This is a genomic window from Burkholderia sp. BCC0097, assembly GCF_902832985.1.
GTDB lineage: Bacteria > Pseudomonadota > Gammaproteobacteria > Burkholderiales > Burkholderiaceae > Burkholderia > Burkholderia orbicola.
In genome coordinates this window covers 481,174-495,407 of the sequence record NZ_CADFDM010000007.1, presented here as the reverse complement: position 1 = coordinate 495,407, position 14,234 = coordinate 481,174, and the positions used below count along the sequence as shown (strand labels likewise).

Below are 14,234 nucleotides of genomic sequence, written 5' to 3'. Positions count from 1 at the left end.
CCGCCCGTCACACGGCGCCGACGAGCCGGTAGCCGACGCCCGTCTCGGTGACGATGTGCTCGGGCTGCGCGGGATCGGCCTCGAGCTTCTGACGCAGGTGCGCCATGTAGATGCGCAGGTAGTGATGGCTCTCGACGTGCGACGGCCCCCACACGTCGCGCAGCAGCTGGCGGTGCGTGAGCACGCGCCCCGCGTGACGCACGAGCGTCGCGAGCAGCCGGTATTCGAGCGGCGTCAGATGCACGATCGCGTCGTCGCGCCACACCTGACGCTGCGCGAGATCGACGGTCACGGTGCCGAAGCTCACCTTCGGCGACTCGTTCGCGCCGCCCTGGTTGCGCCGGCGCAGTTGCGCGCGCATCCGCGCGCGCAGTTCGGACACGCCGAACGGCTTGGTCAGGTAGTCGTCGGCGCCCGCGTCGAGCGCCGCGACCTTCTCCTCTTCCTGCGTGCGGGCGGACAGCACGATCACCGGCACCTCGGACCACCCGCGCAACTCGCGGATCACGTCGAGGCCGTCGGTGTCGGGCAGGCCGAGGTCGACGATCACGAGATCGGGCTTGCGCGTCGCCGCGTCGATCAGCCCCTGCTTGCCCGTCTCGGCCTCGAACACCGCGATGTCCTCCTCTTCGAGCGCGGCGCGCACGAAGCGGCGGATCTGCTTTTCGTCCTCGATCAGGACGACGGTCAGGGTGGGTTCACTCATGGTCGGGCAATGACTCGGATGGGGACGATGCGCCCGGCAGGTCGGATTCGTCGTCGGGCACGGCAGGCGCGGCCGGCGGCGTGTCGACCGGCAGCGTGAACCAGAAGCGCGCGCCCGTCACGTGGCCGTCGGGCGCGGTGCGGTTCAGCGCGCCGATTTTACCGCCGTGCGCCTCGACGATCGCGCGGCAGATCGCGAGGCCGAGCCCGATGCCCGGCGTCGCCGATTCCTTCTCGCCGCGCGTGAACTTGTCGAAGATCCGCGCCTCCATGCCGGCCGGCAGGCCCGGGCCGTGATCGTCGACGTGCACGCGGACGAATGGCTGGCCGTCGTCGGTCACGCGCTCCGCGCCGATGTCGAGCGACGTATCGGGCGGCGTGTACTTCGCCGCGTTCTCGAACAGGTTGGTGAACAGCCGCTCCATCAGCACCGCGTCCATCTGCAGCAGCGGCAAGTCGGCCGGCAGCGCGACGCGCACGGGATGGCGCGCGAGCACGCGTCGGCACGCGGCGAGCGCGGCGCCGACGGTTTCCTCGAGCAGCGACCACTGGCGCTTGATCTGCAGGCTGCCGGCCTGCAGCCGCGCCATGTCGAGCAGGTTCGTGACGATGCCCGTCATCCGCAGCGCCTCGTCGTGAATCGCGTCGACGAGTTCGCCCTCGCGCTGCGCGAGCCGCGCGGCCGCCGCGGCGTCGCCGGCCTGCGCGGCCGCGCGCCCGTTCGCGAGCATCGACGAGAAGCCGACGATCGTCGTGAGCGGCGTGCGCAGGTCGTGCGAGATCGCCGACAGCAGCGAGTTGCGCAGCCGCTCGGATTCCATGTTGACGAGCGCGTCGCGCGCGATCTCGACGTAGTGCACGCGCTCCAGCGCGAGCGCGATCTGCGCGGCGAATGCGTCGAGCATCCGCTGCTGTTCGGGCACCTCGAGTTCGCGCGGCTCGCGCGACGCGACCGCGAGCACGCCGCGCGTGCGCATCGGCGCCTTCAGCGGCAGGTACAGCGCGGCCGTCGCCGGCAGCGTATCGGTGCCGCGCCCGGCCGGCTTCTGCTGGTCGTACACCCACTGGCCGACGTCGCTGTCGAGCTCCGCGCCCGTCAGCGTGACGGCCGCATCGGGCTCCTCGATCTTCTGCCGCACCTGGTCCGCGCTGTCGGGCAGCAGGAACGCGACGCGCGCGCGGAACACCTCGCCGACGTGGCGGCTGCCGATCTCGACGATCTGCTCGGTCGTCAGCGCCGCGCCGAGCTCGCGCGCCATCGCGTAGATCGCGCCGGTGCGGCGCTCGCGGCGCTGCGCGACGCTCGCCTGGCGCGTCAGCGTCGACGTCAGGTGGCTGATCACGAGCGACGTCAGCAGCATCCCGAAGAAGGTCAGCAGGTATTGCGTGTCGCTGACCGAGAACGACATGCGCGGCGGCACGAAGAAGTAATCGAACGCGGCCACCGACAGGAACGACTGCAGCACGCCCGGGCCGCGCCCGAGCCGCACCGCCGAGAACACCACGCCGAGCAGGTACAGCATCACGAGGTTCGTGAGGTCGAGCCGCCCGGACACGACGCTCGCGACGACGGTGATCGCCGCGCAGATCGCGGCCGCATACGCGTAATGGCGCGGCGGCGAACGGTGCGTGCCGAACTGCGCGAACGCATCGCGCCAGTCGCGCGCCCGCGCGTCGAGCGGCGCGGCGCGCGCCTCGTCGCTCGCGGATGCGCGAATCAGCATCAGATCGACGTCGCCCGCGCGTTCCGCCAGCTGCTCGCCGAACGGCCGTGCGAAGCGGCGCGCGAGCCCGACCTTCGGCGAGCCGCCCGCGACGAGCTTCGACACGTTACGCACCTTCGCATAGCCGATCAGCGCGGCGACCGCGTCGGCGCCGGCGAGCGTGGCCGTCTCCGCGCCGAGTTCGGCCGCGAGCTTCAGCGCGTCGAGCGTGCGCTGCCGGCGCGCGTCGGGCAGCCGCTGCAGGCGCGGCGTCTCGACGTACACGGCGATCCAGTCGGCCTTCAGGCTGGCCGCGAGCCGCGCGGCCGCACGCACGAGCGTCGGCGCTTCGGGGCCGGGCCCGACGCACACCAGCAGCCGCTCGCGCGCCTGCCAGATACGCTGGATCGAACGGTCGGCGCGGTACTCGCGCATCTGCGCGTCGACGCGATCGGCCGTGCGCCGCAGCGCGAGCTCGCGCAGCGCGATCAGGTTGCCCTTGCGGAAGAAGTTGCGCACCGCGCGCTCGGCCTGCTGCGCGAGATAGACCTTGCCGTCGCGCATCCGCTCGAGCAGTTCCTCGGCCGGCAGGTCGACGAGCGTGACTTCGTCGGCCGCGTCGAACACGCGATCGGGCACGGTCTCCCACACGCGGATGCCGGTGATCGCGCCGACCACGTCGTTCAGGCTTTCGAGGTGCTGGACGTTGACGGTCGTATAGACGTCGATGCCCGCGTCGAGCAGCTCGTAGACGTCCTGCCAGCGCTTCAGGTGCCGTGCGCCCTGCACGTTCGAATGCGCGAGTTCGTCGACGAGGATCAGTTGCGGTGCACGCGCGAGCGCGCCGTCGAGATCGAATTCGGCGAGCGTGCGGCCGCGATAGTCGATGCGGGCGGGCGGCAGCACGTCGAGACCGTCGAGCAGCGCGGCGGTTTCGGCACGGCCGTGGGTCTCGACGATGCCGACGACGACGTCGACGCCTTCCTGCACGCGCTGGCGCGCGGCCTGCAGCATCGCATAGGTCTTGCCGACGCCGGCGGACGCGCCAAAGAAGATCTTGAGCTGGCCGCGCCGCTGCTTTTCTTCATCGCGCTGCAGCTTGTCGAGGAGTTGGTCGGGATCGGGACGGTTCATGCGTCAGGAGGGCGACACGCCGGATGGCGCGCGAGATACAGCCATTGTGGTTCCAAATCGCCGCAAAAGGCAAAGACGGCGCGAGCGCCGTCGAAACGAAGTCGGGCCCGGCGCGCAGCCAGCCGCGCCGGGGAGCCCGCCCGCACGCTCGCTCAGTGCGCGGCCTGCGCCGCGTCGAGCGCGAGATTCAGCTTCAGCACGTTCACGCGCGGCTCGCCGAGCACGCCGAACTGGCGGCCCGTCGTGTTCGCGGCGACGAGTTGCGCGACCGCGTCCGGCGCCAGGTTGCGCGCCTTCGCGACGCGCTCGATCTGATACGCGGCGGCGGCCGGCGTGATTTCCGGATCGAGACCGCTCGCCGACGCCGTCACGAGGTCGACCGGCACCGGCTTCGACAGGTCGGTGCCCGCCTCGCGCAACGCAGCGATGCGCGCCTTCACCTGATCGGGAAGCGACGGGTTCAACGGGCCGAGGTTCGAGCCGCCGGAGCCTGCCGCGTTGTACGGCATCGGCGCAGTCGCCGACAGCCGGCCCCAGAAGTACTTCGGCGCATCGAACGACTGGCCGATCAGCGCGGAGCCGACGACCTTGCCGTCCTGCTCGATCAGGCTGCCGTTGGCCTGCGACGGGAACACGGCCTGACCGAACACGGTCATCACGGCCGGGTAAGCGAGGCCGGTCACGGCGGTCAGCACGACAAAGAGCACGACGAGCGGGCGAATCAACGTTTTCATGATGGTTCCTTCAAGTGCGGCCGGCTCAGGCCCAGCCGAGCGCGGCGAGCGTCATGTCGATCAGCTTGATGAACGGGAACGGCAGCAGCACGCCGCCGAGGCCGTACACCAGCAGGTTGCGGCGCAGCAGCGACGCCGCGCCGAGCGGCCGGTAGGTCACGCCCTTCAGCGCGAGCGGAATCAGCGCGACGATGATCAGCGCGTTGAAGATCACCGCGGACAGGATCGCGGACGCCGGCGACGTCAGATGCATGATGTCGAGCACGCGCAGTTGCGGATAGGTCGTCACGAACGCGGCGGGGATGATCGCGAAGTACTTCGCGATGTCGTTCGCGATCGAGAACGTGGTGAGCGAGCCGCGCGTCATCAGCATCTGCTTGCCGATCTCGACGATCTCGATCAGCTTGGTCGGGTTCGAGTCGAGGTCGACCATGTTGCCGGCTTCCTTCGCCGCCTGCGTGCCGGTGTTCATCGCGACCGCCACGTCGGCCTGCGCGAGCGCCGGCGCGTCGTTGGTGCCGTCGCCCGTCATCGCGACGAGGCGTCCGGCCGCCTGATGCTCGCGAATCGTCGCGAGCTTGGTTTCCGGCGTCGCTTCCGCGAGGAAATCGTCGACGCCCGCTTCCGCCGCGATCGCCGCGGCCGTCAGCCGGTTGTCGCCCGTCACCATCACGGTCTTGATGCCCATCTTGCGCAGTTCCGCGAAGCGCTCCTTGATGCCGCCCTTCACGATGTCCTTCAGCTCGATCACGCCGAGCACGCGCGCCGCCCCGTCCTGCAGGTCGGCCACGACGAGCGGCGTGCTGCCGCGGCGCGCGACGTCGTCCACCGCGCGGCGCACTTCTTCGGGGAAGCGGCTGCCGTGGGTTTCGACGTAGCGGCGGATCGCGTCGGCCGCGCCCTTGCGGATCTCGCGGCCGGGCAGGTCGACGCCGCTCATCCGCGTCTGCGCGGAAAAGCCGAGGAACGTCGCGTGCAGTTGCGCCATGTCGCGCTGGCGAATGTTGAAGCGCTCCTTCGCGAGCACGACGATGCTGCGCCCTTCCGGTGTTTCGTCGGCGAGCGACGACAGTTGCGCGGCATCGGCCAGCGCTTCCTCGGTCACGCCCGGCGCCGGCACGAACATCGACGCCTGGCGGTTGCCGAGCGTGATCGTGCCGGTCTTGTCGAGCAGCAGCACGTCGACGTCGCCGGCCGCTTCCACCGCGCGGCCCGACGTCGCGATCACGTTCGCCTGCATCATCCGGCTCATCCCGGCCACGCCGATCGCGGACAGCAGCCCGCCGATCGTCGTCGGGATCAGGCACACGAGCAGCGCGACCAGCGCGGTGATCGTCACCACGTGGCCGGCCTTCATCGCGTCGACCGAGAACATCGAGAACGGCAGCAGCGTCGCGGTCGCGAGCAGCATCACGATCGTCAGCGCGACGAGCAGGATCGTCAGCGCGACCTCGTTCGGCGTCTTCTTGCGCTTCGCGCCTTCGACCATCGCGATCATCCGGTCGAGGAACGCCTCGCCGGGGTTCGCGGTGACCTTGACGACGATCCAGTCGGACAGCACGCGCGTGCCGCCCGTCACCGACGAGAAGTCGCCGCCCGATTCGCGGATCACCGGCGCGGATTCGCCGGTGATCGCCGATTCGTCGACCGACGCGACGCCGTCGACGACTTCACCGTCGGCCGGGATCACGTCGCCGGTCTCGACCAGCACGATGTCGCCCTTGCGCAGGTCGGACGCGGTCGTGATGCGGATCGGCGACTTCGGATGCGGCTCATTGAGCTTCTTCGCCATCACGTCCTTCTTCGCGCTGCGCAGCGACGCGGCCTGCGCCTTCGAGCGCCCTTCGGCGAGCGCTTCGGCGAAGTTCGCGAACAGCACCGTGAACCACAGCCACAGCGCGATCGCGAGGATGAAGCCCGCGGGTGCCTCGGCCTGGCCGGCCAGCGCCGCGATCCACAGGATCGTGGTCAGGATGCTGCCGACGTACACGCAGAACATCACCGGGTTGCGGAACTGCGTGCGCGGCGTGAGTTTCTTGAACGAATCCACGATCGCCGGGCGCAGCAGCGCCGGATCGAACATGGACCGTGTTGCGGAATGTTGAGTCATTGCGATCTCTTCGAGCTCTTCAGTCTTTTCAATGTGTCGCCATGCGGGCGCGCGTCACGCGCCCAGCCACATCATCAGGTGCTCGACGCCCGGGCCGAGCGCGAGCGCCGGCACGTAGGTCAGCGCGCCCACCAGCAGCACGGTGCCGAGCAGCAGCACGACGAACAGCGGGCCATGCGTCGGCAGCGTGCCGCTCGTCACCGCGATGCGCTTCTTCGCGGCGAGGGAACCTGCAATCGCCAGCACCGGCACGATCGTGCCGAAGCGGCCGAACCACATCGCGATCGCGGTCATCCAGTTGTAGAACGGCGTGCCGACCGTCAGGCCCGCGAACGCGCTGCCGTTGTTGTTCGCGGCCGAGCTGAACGCATAGAGGATTTCCGAGAAGCCGTGCGGGCCCGGGTTCGCGATGCCGGCCTTGCCCGCGTCCGCCAGCACCGCGATCGACGTGCCGACCAGCACGAGCAGCGGCGTGAGCAGCACGACGATCGACACCATCTTCATCTCGTACGATTCGATCTTCTTGCCGACGTATTCCGGCGTGCGGCCGATCATCAGGCCGGCGACGAACACCGCGAGCAGCGCGAACACGAGCATCCCGTAGAGGCCCGAGCCGACCCCGCCGAAGACCACCTCGCCGAGCTGCATCAGCAGCATCGGCACGAGGCCGCCGGCGGGCGTCAGCGAATCGTGCATCGTGTCGACCGCGCCGCACGACGCGGCCGTCGTCGCGACCGTGAAGATGCCGCTCTGCGCGATCCCGAAGCGGGTTTCCTTGCCTTCCATGTTGCCGCCCGGCTGCAGCGCGCTCGCCGACTGGTCGACGTGCAGCGCGGCGAGCGTCGGGTTGCCGCCCTGCTCGGCATTCACCTCGACGCCGACCGCGAACGCGAACGCGACCGTCATCGCCGCGAGCACCGCGATGCCCTGCCGGCGATCGCCGATCATGCGGCCGAACACGAGGCACAGCGCGGCCGGGATGATCAGAATCGAGAAGATCTGCAGAAAGTTCGCGAACGGCGTCGGGTTCTCGTACGGGTGCGCGGAGTTCGCGTTGAAGAAGCCGCCGCCGTTGGTGCCGAGCATCTTGATCGCTTCCTGGGAGGCTACCGGCCCCATCGCGAGCGTCTGCTTCGTGAGCGGCGTCGGCACCGTGACCGCGTTGCCCTTGTCGTCCTTCACCGGGTTGCCCTGCGCGTCGAGCTTCGGCGCCGCGTAGGTGCTCGCCTGCAGCACAGGCACGTCCTGGTACGCCTTCATGTTCTGGATCACGCCCTGGCTCATCAGCAGCGCGGCGATCACGACCGACATCGGCACGAGCACGTACATCGTCACGCGCGTCAGATCGACCCAGAAGTTGCCGATCGTCTGCGCGGTGTGACGCGCGAAGCCGCGGATCAGCGCGATCACGACGACGATGCCGGTCGCGGCCGACAGGAAGTTCTGCACGGTCAGGCCGAGCATCTGCGTCAGGTAGCTGACGGTCTGCTCCGGCGTGTAGTCCTGCCAGTTCGTGTTGGTGACGAAGCTGACGGCCGTGTTGAACGCGCCGTCGACCGTCATTGCGCCGAATTGCTGCGGGTTGCCCGGCAACAGGCCCTGCAGGCGCAGCAAGCCGTACAGGAACAGCGCGCCGAGCGCGTTGAACGCGATCGTCGCGATCGCGTACTGCTTCCAGTTCATTTCGGTGCCGGCGTCGACGCCGGCGACGCGGTACAACACACGTTCGAGCGGCCCGAACACGCGCACGACGCGCGCGCTGCCGTCCATCACCGCGCTCAGGTAGCGCGCGACCGGCACGGCCGCCGCGAGCAGCACGACGATGAACAGCAGCATCTGCAACAGGTTGTTCGCGTTCATTCGATGTCCTCCGCGCGCAGCAGCGCAAAGACGAGATACGCGAACAGGAGCGCCGTCGAGGCGCCCGCCAGCCAAAGCATCCAGGTCATGCGCGCCCCCCGCGACCGTATTGCGCGAGCTTGTCGCAACCGGCAAGCAAACCGAGGATCAGCGCGGTGAAGAGCACCAGTGCGCCGATGAAAACCCCATCCATTTTTTGTTCTCCGTCGTCGAAATCGGACGACTAGAACCTTATGGGAACTTGCGTAAAGGGCGGGTCAAAGGTGTCGGGGCGGGTGTAAAAAACGCGTAAACGCGCGGGGTGGGACGGGACGGGCGCGAATCAAGGCGGGACGGACGGCGCCGCGGCGCCGCCCGCAACAGGCACGTGCCGACGTGGCGCCGGCACGGGGGCGGACTGGTCAGGGAACGAGAATCGTCGACCCGGTGGTCTTGCGCGCTTCGAGATCGGCATGCGCGCGGCCGACTTCGGCGAGCGGGTAGCGCTGGTTGATGCTCGTCTTCACCTTGCCCGACAGGATCACGTCGAACAGCTCGGCGGCAGCGGCTTCGAGATCGGCGCGCTTCGCGATGTACGAGAACAGCGTCGGGCGCGTGAAGAACAGCGAGCCGCGCGACGAGAATTCCTTCGAGTCGATCGGCGGCAGCGGGCCCGACGCACTGCCGAAGCTGACGAAGTAGCCGAGCGGCGCGAGGCTGTCGAGCGAGCCGACGTAGGTGTCCTTGCCGATCGAATCGTAGACGACCGGCACGCCCGCGCCGTTCGTGATCTCCTTCACGCGCTGCGTGAAGTTCTCGCGCGTGTAGACGATCGGATGATCGCAGCCGTGCGCCTTCGCGAGCTCGGCCTTCTCGTCGGAGCCGACCGTACCGATCACGGTCGCGCCGAGCGCCTTCGCCCACTGGCACACGAGCAAGCCCACGCCGCCGGCCGCCGCGTGGATCAGGATCGTGTCGCCGGCTTTCACCGGGTACGTGCGGCGCAGCAGGTAGTGCGCGGTCAGGCCTTGCAGCATCACCGATGCCGCGTCGTCGTAGCCGATGCCGTCCGGCAGCTTCACGACGCGCTCGGCCGGCATCACGCGTTCCTGCGCATAGGCGCCGGGGGGCTGGCCGACATAGGCGACACGGTCGCCGGCCTTGAACGCGGTCACGCCGTCGCCGACGGCCGTCACCTCGCCCGCCGCCTCCATCCCGAGGCCGCCGGGCAGCGGCTGCGGATACAGGCCCGTGCGGAAATACACGTCGATGTAGTTGAGCCCGACCGCGTGTTGCCGGATGCGGACTTCGCCCGCCTTCGGCGCGCCGACCTCGACATCGACCCACTTCATCACGTCCGGGCCGCCCGGCTGGTCGTATCGGATTGCTTTCGGCATCGTTTTGCTCCTCTTCTGTCTGGAATCTGGAAATCCGGTTCGGCGAATGCATCGACGTTGCCGCTGCAGCGATGCGTGTGAACACGGGTCATAGCGGAGGATTCTCGCGCGTCGTGCGCGGTCGCGCAGCGCGTCGTCGCAATCCCTTCACATTGATAGGGTTTTCGCAAGAAATGTATTGAATGGGCCGCGTTCACACTTGGTCACGTTCATATCAAGACCTTTGGGTCGTACGAATTTCCGCTCCGTTCGCGCTGACCGAGGCTGGCCGCACCGCGAATTTGGCCTTGCGCCCGTGCGAGACACGTCTCCCGTGCCGCGTTGTCGTACTGCGCTCCTGGAACCGGCGACATCGACACAGGTCGGCCGGCAATTCGAATTCGTGCCACGCACATTTATGAGATGACGAGCGTGCTATTTTGCCCTTTGCCAAATTCACCCAACCCACGCCATGAAACGCTTTCTTGTCCAGAACTTGCTTGTTGTCGCGTCGTTGTTAGCGAGTATTGGCACCGCAACCGCGGCTGCGGTCCCTCGTGTCGACGGCACCCGGCTACTCGACGGCGTGAGTCGATCGGACAACAGTCCCTACGCCGACGCCGAACGCCACGCGATGGCCGGGTATCTGGCCGGGGTCGCCGATACGACTGAGGGCAAGGACTGGTGCGACAACGGTCGCGTCAAACCGGGCGAAATCGATTCGGAAGTGCTCGCCGCGCTCCGCAAACTGCCAAGGGACGCACTGAAGGCAAGTGCGGCAGGCATGGTCACCCATGTCTTGAGACAAAACCACCCGTGCGGCTAACAGTACCCCTGAAACGCCGACATAGCCTCTCCCTTAAGCTGGCAGGTAGGCTGGCGAACTGATCGTAACGTCTCGAAGATGGCGTTTGGCGCTGAAGAGGCAATTTGCATCACTGTCCGCACTTTCATTCATGATCGATGTTGCTTCGCCACCCCATGAATACACTTACTTATTCTGGCACGGACGCAGGAAAGTCTCTCTCAGTCGCCCCGCCGCGTATTACCGATACAGCTTTTGCTGTGGCTGTCCCATCGCTCCCACATGGCGCACGGCCCATTATCGACGATCAGTCTGGCGCGTGTGTGGGCTTCATCCACGAAGGCGCGAAAAACGTTTGGCATGTTTTTGATGTATCTGGTCAATACGTCGGGATCGAGGAAGCGCCTTTAGAAACACCCCTCGTTGACCCATATGATTTGGTTCTCATGGGTTCTGTGGCATTGAAGCTCATACGCACCGGCTTCAACACCGTTTCCCGATTGGCGACCGGGCGCGCCGCGGTCTCTGCCACATCAAAGATGACGAGCAGAATACTTCCGCTTCTGCGCAGTAGACTGCAAGGCATGCCGGTGAGGCGATTGCAGTTTACCGAGACAACGGCCAAGCACATGGCAAACCCGGGTCGATTTGTACCTGTTCACATCCTCCATTTGGCGACCAAGTATGGAAGGCGAACGCCCGACCCTCAGAAGGTGGCGGGTGTATTTCGATATGAAATCGAGATGTCCCGCTTTGTGAAGAGAGGAACAATCTTCATTCGAGAGCGTAAAACACTGGAAGTTGTCGTCCGAGAGTCCGACTGGACCATCCTCCACTTTATGTACTATTGACACATGCTGATCATTGACACAGACGACTTTCGACTTCAAATGGAGCCCGTTGCCGCGCGACGCGAGGAACCGGGAGGCCCATATCTGGAGTGGATCGACGTACGAATCCAATTGACGGTCCCGGGCATTCAGGCGGAAGGGCAATGGAGTGTGATGCCCGACGAGTTGCGACAATTTCGGCAACAGATTCAATCCATGCAAACGCAGCTTCAATCCGGGCAACGAGCGGATTTAACCGGCGTCGAGCCGGGGTTTGAACTGACATTGCGAACACTCGATCGAGGCGCAATCATAGGCGACTGGCGCTTTCAGCCAGCCCCTCCCGATGGAGCATGCATCACGGGGCATTGCGGGCTGGATCAGTCCTTCTTGCCCGAACTGCTACAAGGAATCGAATCCCTTCTATCGTTCGTGGGGACGAGCCATTCATCGTAATCAAGGCCCTCGCACGCTGAGGCACGTGCCTTGGTCGACGCCGTAGTCAGCCAACCGACGGCTTCGCCGAACGCGCAAGCGCGCTCGCCCGCTCGATTGTGTGCCAGGCCATCACGCCAGGAAGCGGTGCCGTCATAACCGGCGCGCCGAAGCTTTCGAACCCGGCCGTTGCGTGGCAATGCACCGACCCGCTCGCTCGACAGCGAAGCATTCGGCACGATCCGTCCGAAACTCCGCGGTCGATCGCATACGACAACCGCTTAAACGAAGCCTCCGACCGTTAAAGCACGGCGTTCTTCAACAGCTTGCTAGCAAACGTCCTGCATGTTCCGCGCCAGATCGTCGAGCAGCATCCGCGCGGTCGCGACGTTGGTCGCGACCGGCACGTCGTGCACGTCGCACGCGCGCACCAGCGCGGTGATGTCGGGGTCATGCGGCTGCGCGGTCATCGGGTCGCGCAGGAACACGACGATGTCGACACGGCCGTCGGCCAGTTCCGCGCCGATCTGCAGGTCGCCGCCGAGCGGCCCCGACAGCTTGCGCTCGACGTCGAGCCCATGCGCGGCGGCGATCCGGCCGCCCGTCGTGCCCGTCGCCACCAGCCGGCATTGCGCGAGCGTCTCGCGATACTGGCCCGCGAGCGCGACGATCTCGTCCTTCTTCGCGTCGTGCGCAATCAGTGCGATGCGGGGTTTGCTCATCTCCAGTTCCTTCGTCGTTCGGTTGTTGTCGTCGTGAATCGAAAAGCGCGGGTCAGAACGTACCCGGATACGCGCCGCCGTCGAGCAGCCAGTTCTGCCCGGTGATGTAGCCGGCGTGCACGCTGCACAGGAACGCGCAGGCCGCGCCGAACTCGGCGCGCGTGCCGAGGCGCCCGGCCGGGATGTCCCTGGTGCGCCGCGTGCGCATCTCGTCGACCGTCACGCCCTGCGCCTTCGCCGACGCGGCGAGCGTGGTCGCAATCCGGTCGGTGTCGAACAGCCCCGGCAGCAGGTTGTTGATCGTCACGCCCTGCCCCGCGACCTTGCGCGACAGCCCCGCGACGAAGCCGGTCAGCCCCGAGCGCGCGCCGTTCGACAGCGCGAGCACGTCGATCGGCGCCTTCACGGCCGAGCTCGTGATGTTGACGATCCGGCCGAAGCCGCGGCCGATCATCCCGTCGATGGTCGCGCGGATCAGCTCGATCGGCGTCAGCATGTTCGCCTCTAGCGCGCGGATCCAGTCGTCGTGGGAGAAATCGCGAAAGTCGCCGGGCGGCGGGCCGCCGGCATTCGTCACCAGAATGTCCGGCTGCGGGCACGCGGCGAGCGCGGCCGCGCGGCCGTCCGGCGTCGTGATGTCGCAGGCGACCGCCGTGACCGACACGTTCGCGCCGGCGCGGATCTCTTCCGCGGTTTCCTCCAGCGTGTCGCGCGTGCGCGCGACGATCACGAGGTTCACGCCCTCGGCGGCCAGCGCTTCCGCGCAGCCGCGTCCGAGGCCCTTGCTGGCCGCGCACACGAGCGCGGTCTTTCCTTCGATGCCGAGATCCATCGTCGTTTCCCTGGTGGCGCGCGTGCCGGCGCGGCCCCGCGTGGCCGCCGGCGGCGGGCAAACGGGCGTGCGCGGCACGCGGATTGTCGTGAGACGTCGATAATATCCGGATCGCGCGGCGCGCCTTGGTAAAATTGCGGCCATGAGCGACGGCCGGCCCGTGCCCGCCGCCGCCCCCGATCCCCTTTTGCCGCCAAGGCACCCCGTCATGAAACAGGACAGCCGTTTCCCGAACCTCTTCATCACCGATCACCCGCTGATCCAGCACAAGCTCACGCACATGCGCGACAAGGACACGTCCACGCGCACGTTCCGCGAATTGCTGCGCGAGATCACGCTGCTGATGGGCTATGAGATCACCCGCAACCTGCCGATCACGACCAAGCGGGTCGAAACCCCGCTGGTGGCGGTCGACGCGCCGGTGATCGCCGGCAAGAAGCTCGCGATCGTGCCCGTGCTGCGCGCGGGCATCGGGATGTCGGACGGCCTGCTCGACCTGGTGCCGTCCGCGCGCGTCGGCCACATCGGCGTGTACCGCGCCGAAGATCACCGCCCGGTCGAATACCTGGTGCGCCTGCCGGACCTGGAAGACCGCATCTTCATCCTGTGCGACCCGATGGTCGCGACCGGCTATTCGGCCGTGCATGCGGTCGACGTGCTCAAGCGCCGCAACGTGCCGGCCGCGAACATCATGTTCGTCGCGCTGGTCGCCGCGCCCGAGGGCGTGCAGGTGTTCCAGGACGCGCACCCCGACGTGAAGCTGTTCGTCGCGTCGCTCGACTCGCACCTGAACGAGCACGCGTACATCGTACCGGGCCTGGGCGACGCAGGCGACCGCCTGTTCGGCACCAAGAACTGACCCGCCGGCCATCCGGCGCCGCCGGGCCGCGCGCCGCGACGGCCGCCCCGGCCGTTCGGCCATGCGCGGCGGCCCCGAACCGACGGTCGCCGCGTGATAAAATCACGATCCACTCGACACGCGCGGCCCCGCGGCTTCATGCCCGCCGAA

The 14,234-nt window shown here is 67.4% G+C and carries 13 protein-coding genes; 4 read left to right on the top strand and 9 right to left on the bottom strand.

Translation table 11 applies throughout. From position 1 onward, the window contains the following. Window positions 1-7: 7 nt before the first annotated feature. The 7 genes from kdpE to HWX07_RS25515 form a co-directional block, all read right to left on the bottom strand. Window positions 8-706: a two-component system response regulator KdpE gene (gene kdpE / locus HWX07_RS25545; protein ID WP_175878118.1), complete on the bottom strand. Its 699-nt coding sequence runs from the start codon at window positions 704-706 to the stop codon at window positions 8-10. Next, a complete protein-coding gene (locus HWX07_RS25540; RefSeq protein ID WP_175878117.1) occupies window positions 699-3,542 on the bottom strand; it encodes a sensor histidine kinase KdpD in 2,844 nt (947 codons plus the stop codon). The genes kdpE and HWX07_RS25540 overlap by 8 nt, the downstream gene beginning before the upstream one ends. A gap of 152 nt (window positions 3,543-3,694) precedes the next feature. Next, window positions 3,695-4,276: a potassium-transporting ATPase subunit KdpC gene (gene kdpC / locus HWX07_RS25535; RefSeq protein WP_175878116.1), complete on the bottom strand. Its 582-nt coding sequence runs from the start codon at window positions 4,274-4,276 to the stop codon at window positions 3,695-3,697. A 25-nt stretch (window positions 4,277-4,301) separates the two neighbouring features. Next, window positions 4,302-6,386 (bottom strand): potassium-transporting ATPase subunit KdpB, encoded by a 2,085-nt coding sequence (gene kdpB / locus HWX07_RS25530; protein ID WP_175878115.1) that lies wholly within the window; start codon window positions 6,384-6,386, stop codon window positions 4,302-4,304. A 54-nt stretch (window positions 6,387-6,440) separates the two neighbouring features. After that, window positions 6,441-8,246 carry a potassium-transporting ATPase subunit KdpA gene (gene kdpA, locus HWX07_RS25525; protein WP_175878114.1) on the bottom strand — a complete coding sequence of 602 codons (1,806 nt, stop codon included), beginning with the start codon at window positions 8,244-8,246 and terminating at the stop codon, window positions 6,441-6,443. After that, window positions 8,243-8,335 carry a K(+)-transporting ATPase subunit F gene (gene kdpF, locus HWX07_RS25520; protein ID WP_006752209.1) on the bottom strand — a complete coding sequence of 31 codons (93 nt, stop codon included), beginning with the start codon at window positions 8,333-8,335 and terminating at the stop codon, window positions 8,243-8,245. The genes kdpA and kdpF overlap by 4 nt, the downstream gene beginning before the upstream one ends. A 312-nt stretch (window positions 8,336-8,647) precedes the next feature. Beyond that, window positions 8,648-9,622, bottom strand: coding sequence for a quinone oxidoreductase (locus HWX07_RS25515; RefSeq protein WP_175878113.1), 975 nt, complete (start codon window positions 9,620-9,622; stop codon window positions 8,648-8,650). 451 nt (window positions 9,623-10,073) lie between these two features. Here HWX07_RS25515 and HWX07_RS25510 point away from each other — a divergent pair, with 451 nt between their 5' ends. The 3 genes from HWX07_RS25510 to HWX07_RS25500 all read left to right on the top strand — a co-directional run bounded on the left by HWX07_RS25510 (window position 10,074) and on the right by HWX07_RS25500 (window position 11,692). Then, entirely contained in the window at window positions 10,074-10,427 is a 354-nt protein-coding gene (locus tag HWX07_RS25510; RefSeq protein WP_175878112.1) for a Rap1a/Tai family immunity protein, read from the top strand. Between the two features lie 155 nt (window positions 10,428-10,582). Next, window positions 10,583-11,257, top strand: a complete 675-nt coding sequence (locus HWX07_RS25505) for a hypothetical protein (RefSeq protein ID WP_175878111.1) — start codon at window positions 10,583-10,585, stop codon at window positions 11,255-11,257. A gap of 3 nt (window positions 11,258-11,260) precedes the next feature. Next, window positions 11,261-11,692 carry a hypothetical protein gene (locus HWX07_RS25500; RefSeq protein ID WP_175878110.1) on the top strand — a complete coding sequence of 144 codons (432 nt, stop codon included), beginning with the start codon at window positions 11,261-11,263 and terminating at the stop codon, window positions 11,690-11,692. 308 nt (window positions 11,693-12,000) lie between these two features. On the opposite strand, the gene HWX07_RS25495 is transcribed toward HWX07_RS25500, so the two are convergent. Together HWX07_RS25495 and HWX07_RS25490 are read right to left on the bottom strand one after the other, a co-directional pair. Further along, window positions 12,001-12,393 (bottom strand): methylglyoxal synthase, encoded by a 393-nt coding sequence (locus tag HWX07_RS25495; protein WP_034208002.1) that lies wholly within the window; start codon window positions 12,391-12,393, stop codon window positions 12,001-12,003. Window positions 12,394-12,445: 52 nt separating this feature from the next. Beyond that, window positions 12,446-13,225: an SDR family oxidoreductase gene (locus HWX07_RS25490; RefSeq protein WP_175878109.1), complete on the bottom strand. Its 780-nt coding sequence runs from the start codon at window positions 13,223-13,225 to the stop codon at window positions 12,446-12,448. Window positions 13,226-13,433: 208 nt separating this feature from the next. Between HWX07_RS25490 and upp the strand changes: the two genes are divergently transcribed. After that, window positions 13,434-14,084, top strand: a complete 651-nt coding sequence (gene upp / locus HWX07_RS25485; RefSeq protein ID WP_006478229.1) for a uracil phosphoribosyltransferase — start codon at window positions 13,434-13,436, stop codon at window positions 14,082-14,084. The last annotated feature ends 150 nt before the right edge of the window (window positions 14,085-14,234 follow it).